The sequence below is a fragment of the Petrachloros mirabilis genome, assembly GCF_975968855.1.
The window spans coordinates 1-5,339 of sequence record NZ_CDLUDY010000240.1; the positions used below are offsets into that span (position 1 = coordinate 1).

6 protein-coding genes are annotated in these 5,339 nt (G+C 53.3%); 1 reads left to right on the top strand and 5 read right to left on the bottom strand.

What is annotated here, in order from left to right; genetic code table 11:
* From ACWVCN_RS09970 to ACWVCN_RS09990, 5 genes are all read right to left on the bottom strand, one after another.
* Nucleotides 1-594, bottom strand: a 594-nt coding sequence (locus ACWVCN_RS09970) for a prepilin-type N-terminal cleavage/methylation domain-containing protein (RefSeq protein WP_455245489.1), incomplete at its 3' end; no start/stop codon positions are given.
* 3 nt (nt 595-597) lie between these two features.
* Nucleotides 598-1,077 (bottom strand): type II secretion system major pseudopilin GspG, encoded by a 480-nt coding sequence (gspG, locus tag ACWVCN_RS09975; RefSeq protein ID WP_455245490.1) that lies wholly within the window; start codon nt 1,075-1,077, stop codon nt 598-600.
* Nucleotides 1,078-1,103: 26 nt separating this feature from the next.
* Nucleotides 1,104-2,342 (bottom strand): type II secretion system inner membrane protein GspF, encoded by a 1,239-nt coding sequence (gene gspF, locus ACWVCN_RS09980; RefSeq protein WP_455245492.1) that lies wholly within the window; start codon nt 2,340-2,342, stop codon nt 1,104-1,106.
* A gap of 4 nt (nt 2,343-2,346) precedes the next feature.
* Nucleotides 2,347-4,077, bottom strand: coding sequence for a type II secretion system ATPase GspE (gene gspE / locus ACWVCN_RS09985; RefSeq protein ID WP_455245493.1), 1,731 nt, complete (start codon nt 4,075-4,077; stop codon nt 2,347-2,349).
* A 208-nt stretch (nt 4,078-4,285) separates the two neighbouring features.
* Nucleotides 4,286-5,155 (bottom strand): type II secretion system protein N, encoded by an 870-nt coding sequence (locus tag ACWVCN_RS09990; protein ID WP_455245494.1) that lies wholly within the window; start codon nt 5,153-5,155, stop codon nt 4,286-4,288.
* Between the two features lie 9 nt (nt 5,156-5,164).
* On the opposite strand from ACWVCN_RS09990, the gene ACWVCN_RS09995 reads away from it, so the two are divergent.
* A complete protein-coding gene (locus ACWVCN_RS09995; RefSeq protein ID WP_455245495.1) occupies nt 5,165-5,314 on the top strand; it encodes a hypothetical protein in 150 nt (49 codons plus the stop codon).
* Nucleotides 5,315-5,339 lie beyond the last annotated feature (25 nt).

The following is a 5,339-nucleotide window of genomic DNA, read 5'->3' on the forward strand; positions in this document are numbered from 1 at the left end:
CCCGCCGATCTGAACAGGTTGCAGGAGAGTACGGATGCGGTCCGGTATGCGCAGAGGGATCGGTGGATCGATGCGTTGGTCGGTTACGCGAACCAATGATGTCACCGGTTCGATCTTCACGCCCATGACATCATTGGCGGTGTCCGTCAAATGCATGACCGCAGGGTCGATGCGTCCGTTTGGGTAGAACAAGATGTCGACTCTTCCGGAATCTTGCCGTTTCCCGGCAATTTGAAAGTCTGTGAAACGAACGGTCTCCGGGAGGGTACGTGGTGTCGCCCATATCGGATCGAGCGGAGGCTTCTCCTCATTCCCGTGCAGAATAACCGGCCAATAGGTTCCTCGTTCCATGTCGACATACAAGCGAACCGGTTTTTGCATCGTCGCTGACATTTCCTGCATGGACTTGAGAGTGCCGGCCCATTTCCGCGTGGTGCTGCTCAAATTGTCTCCGATGGACATCCGAGGGATGACCAGACTGAGCAAGCTTCCCAACAGGAAGAGCACGAGGATTATTTCCAGTAAAGTAAAGCCGTGCGAGGATATTACAGCAGGAGGTACAAAGCGCTGTCCGCCCGGTGCTCCCGCGTTCATCACCTAATCCTTGTCCAGATTCCAATTGGCGATGTCGGCGTTTATGCCTTCTCCGCCCGGTTCTCCATCCGTACCGTAGGAAATCACCTCATAATCCCCCTTCAAATTCGGACTGGGGCTTAAATACTTGTAGGGATTCCCCCAAGGGTCCTCGGGAAGTTTCTGGAGATAGCCGCCAATCTTCCACTTCTTGGGTATCACGCCCACTGAGGGTTTTTCGATCAAGGCTTTCAACCCCTGCTCGGTCGTTGGATAAATGCCATTGTCTAGTTTATACAGCTGCAGGGCGCCTTCGATATTTCGAATCTGGACCTTCGCTGCCGTGCGTTTGGCTTCATCGGTACGTCCCATGATGCGTGGCACCACCAGGGCCGCGAGGATTGCCAAGATCGCCACGACGACCATGATCTCAATAAATGTAAAACCGCGTTCGGATCGTACGAGTTTTATGTAGATCCCCTCCTGATAGGATTGTGCACGCACCGGCCGCCTCCTTCGCTAGGGACTGTTTAACGAACCATTTGGCCCATCTCGAAGATCGGAAGCAAGATGGCCACGACGATGAATAGGACGATGACTCCCATCACCACGATCATGATCGGTTCCAACAGAGATGTAAAACGGGTAATGACGCGATCCACTTCTCCATCGTAGATTTGACTGATACGTCGCAACATTTCTTCCATCTCGCCGCTTTTTTCCCCGACGGCGATCATGTGCGTGACGAGCGGGGGAAATTCTCCGCTCCGCTTCAGCGGTTCCGCGATCGTTTCGCCTTCGCGGATGTTTTCTCGTGCCTCTTCGACGGCTCGTTCGAGGATACGGTTGTTCATGACGCGTTTCGAGACGTTAAGGGCATCGAGCAATTGAACGCCGCTGGATAGCATGGTTGCTAAGGTGCTGGACAATCGTGAGATGGACACCATTCGTGCAACTTGTCCGATGAGAGGAACTTTGAGCACCAGACGGTCTGCCATGGTTCGGCCTGTTTCCGTTCTGAGCGCCCGGCGGGTCGCCCAAATCCCGGCCAAGCAAAGCCCTAGCAGTACCATCCAATAGTCAGCGCAAAAATGACTGATCTCCATCAAGGCAATGGTCGGCCAAGGCAAGGCCTGCTTGGAGTGGGCGAACACGGCCGTGATTTTCGGCACGACAAACGTGATAAGGAAAAAGAGGATCACCGTTCCGATTACCAGCATGATCGCAGGGTACATGATGGCATTCGTGACTTTGCTTCTAAGGGCGAGTTGCTTTTCCAAAAACTCAGCCAGCCTGAACAGAATTTGATCCAAGGCCCCGCTTGCCTCTCCGGCACGAACCATGTGCACATAGATCGGGGAGAAGTCCCTGGGATATCGTTCGAGGACGGCGCTGTACGATGCTCCGCCCTTGATTCCTTCCCTGATGTCGGCCAATAAGCTCTTAATGGGTTTCTTCTCCATTTGATCCATCAGCACGCCGAGTGCATCCACCAGCGGGAGACCTGCGACAAGAAGTGTAGCCAATTGCCTGGTTATCAAAGCAACGTCGTTAACCGTGAGGGCGGGGAGACGACCGTGTCCGGCTACCGATGTCCCCCCTGCATGGGGTATAACATCCTTGCTTGCCCCGCGTTGCTCACTGACCTCGGTAGGAAAGACTCCGTCCTTACGAAGCTTATGCCGAGCGACTTTCTGACTTTCGGCATCGATGATGCCGACAGCTGCCGCACCGTCCGACTTATAACCACGGTACTGATAGACGGGCATGGGTCTAGACTTCGACTTCCTGTTGCGTCATTCGAAGCACTTCCTCTGTCGTAGTGACACCGGCAAAGACCTTCGCGGCGGCTTCTTCTTTCAAGAGCACCATGCCCTTAGCCACGGCTGCCTGTTTGATCGCAGCTGAGTCAGCCTTGCTCCCGATCAGGCGACGGATCTCATCGTCGATGACCAACATTTCGTGAATTCCTGTTCGCCCGCGGTAGCCCGTCTGGCTGCAGGCCGGGCAGCCGGCACCACGATAGAACGTAGGCGCTGATTTTCCGGGAACAACGCCGAGTCGAAATAATTCCTCCTTGTCAGGATGGTAGGCCTTCTTGCAATCAGGGCAGACCTTTCTAATGAGCCGTTGCGCAAGGACGGCGACGACAGATGACGCCACGAGGAACGGCTCAATTCCCATGTCGATCAAGCGTGTCGCGGCACTTGCGGCGTCATTCGTATGGAGTGTGGAGAAGACGAGGTGACCTGTAAGCGAGGCATGAATGGCTATTTCAGCGGTTTCACGATCTCGGATTTCGCCGATCATGATGACGTCGGGATCTTGCCGCAGGATGGAACGGAGTCCGGCGGCAAACGTCAAATTGATCTTCGGGTTGACCTGCATTTGCCCGACACCGGCCAATTGATACTCCACCGGGTCCTCAACCGTGATGATGTTCTTATCCGGTGCGTTGATCTCGCTCAGGGCCGCGTACAGGGTCGTCGTTTTCCCGCTCCCGGTTGGGCCAGTGACGAGAAGGATGCCGTGGGTCAGCTGAATCAATTGTTTGATTGTTTGTAGCTGGTCCGCAGAGAATCCCATTTCCGAGAGATTGAGCAGACGGTTTTCTTTTTCCAGGAGACGAAGCACGACCCGTTCACCGTGTGAAGTGGGCAATACGGACACGCGTAAATCGACATCTTTCCCGGCGGTTCTGATGGCAAATCGTCCGTCCTGCGGCAACCTTTTTTCAGCGATGTTCAGACCCGCCATGATCTTTAGCCGGGCGATGATGCTGGACTGCAGATGTTTCGGGGGCGTTAAGATTGGATAGAGTACGCCGTCAATACGATAGCGGACGACCAAGCCTCGTTCGAACGATTCGAAGTGAATATCGCTGGCCCGCTGGCGAACGGCTTGAAAGAGGACGGAATTCACCAGCCTGATGATCGGGGCTTCATCGGTCGCATCAAGCAAGTCTTGGGGCTCATCCAGCTCATGAGCCAACTCGTCAAGGTTCTGGCTGGCCGCAATATCTTCCATGACCTGTTCTGCGCCGTTCGGACTTGCCACTTCGTCGTAGACGCGGTTTAAACAACTCATGAGCGAAATGGGACTCGTTAAGAGGGCTTTGACCGGCATGCCCAAGAGGAGGCGCAGATCGTCGAGCGGGGCTGTTTCCAATGGATCGGTGATTGCGACGACGACGGTGTCATCTTCCACCTTTAACGGGAGTACCCGATAACGCCGGGAAAAGTGAATCGGCACCTTCTTGATCAGTTCGTGCGCGACTTGATTAACTTCGAGATGGGGGAGCCACGGCAAATCAAACTGCACGGACAGCGCTTGCAATAAGATATCCTCTTCGATAGCACGAATTTTGAGGAGAGCCTCTCCAAGACGGCCTCCTTTCCCCTGTTGAAGATTGAGGCCCTCGAGCAATTTAGCTTCCGAAAGACCGAACTTATGCTCAAGGATTTCTCCCAAGAGCGGTCTCGTCTTGTAGGGCTGTTGTGCCACGTGTTACTCCACCAAATTTAGCGGTAGGTTCGCGCGATACTACAACAATTTATATACACTCGTAAGTCTCAGAAAGATATAAGCTACTCCTCTCCAGCTACCTCTGACAAGCAGGAATAGGAAATGAGGGAGAAAGAGGTTTTTCGAAAAAACGGAATATTCTTCTCGATCGAAATGAAGGGGTAAACGTTAGAATCGATATGCAAGGTCAGCGGATTTCGAACGTCATCGTAGTCGGCTGATTGTTTCTGAGGACATTGAGCTTTACGGATTGCTCGTTTCGAAGTTGTTGAAACAATGCCATCATCGTGCTGGGATCTTTGATCTCTACACCGTTCACTTGCTTCAATACATCTCCGTATCGAAGCCCGATCTTCTCGTAGAAACTTTTGGGTGCAACGTAGTCCAAGCGAAATCCATTCAATGCCCCATTCACCACATAAGGGACTGCGCGGGCCTGCGATAGCAGCTTGGGGAGATCGTTCATGGCTTGCTCCACCTCACGTCGATCAAGAGCCTTGTGAAGAGGGCCGGTGGGAACCGACTTCCCTGGAACAATAGCAGCCGTTTGAGAAACGGGAGGCTTGTCAGGTTGTCCGATGGCTAATTCAAGCAACTCCTGCTGACCACCCCGCTGAATGACAATCCCTTCGTCCCGAATTTCGATGATCTCTCCGATATCAGGTATTTCCTCGTGCAATCGATAGAAGGCTTGACGTCGATTCATAAGTTCTTCAACGACGGCAGATACTCCGCCTCTGTCTCCGACTACGACTCCAAGGAGTTTGAGTTTTGATGCCAAGTTCAAAGGCTGATTGAGGATGCCGGTCGGACTTCCCGTACTACCGGTCATGCCCGTTGGAACTTCGGGAACGGGAAAGAGTCCGCTCTTTCTTAACTGATCGGTTAATGCCGAAGGGGAATGGCTGACGCGCTGGACAGCACTCACGGAGGTGGAGGAGGGGGACACGGCCACTGGGGAAAGCAGAGCTTCGGCAATGACGACATTCATCGCGTGAGCGATTAAGAATGTTGCTCCTATGACGATGGTGAACAGGAGTCCGCTGCGTACGCTCATGGAGATTTGATGATCCTAAAAGTTCCAGGATTTGGTGTTACGAGTCTTACGGTTGGTCATTCTAATGTGATCATCAAGGTCAACACAATGGTACATTTGGCAGTGTTGATCAACGCCCGGCTTGGCTGCGACGGAACGACGCGCAGTGATGCGACATGATGCTACTTCGACCATTTAATCGTAC

Bases quoted from the DNA above. Each gene is read 5' to 3' on its own strand.
- gspF (WP_455245492.1), bottom strand. From the start codon at position 2,342: ATGCCCGTCTATCAGTACCGTGGTTATAAGTCGGACGGTGCGGCAGCT.
- ACWVCN_RS09995 (WP_455245495.1), top strand. From the start codon at position 5,165: ATGATCCTAAAAGTTCCAGGATTTGGTGTTACGAGTCTTACGGTTGGT.
- ACWVCN_RS09990 (WP_455245494.1), bottom strand. From the start codon at position 5,155: ATGAGCGTACGCAGCGGACTCCTGTTCACCATCGTCATAGGAGCAACA.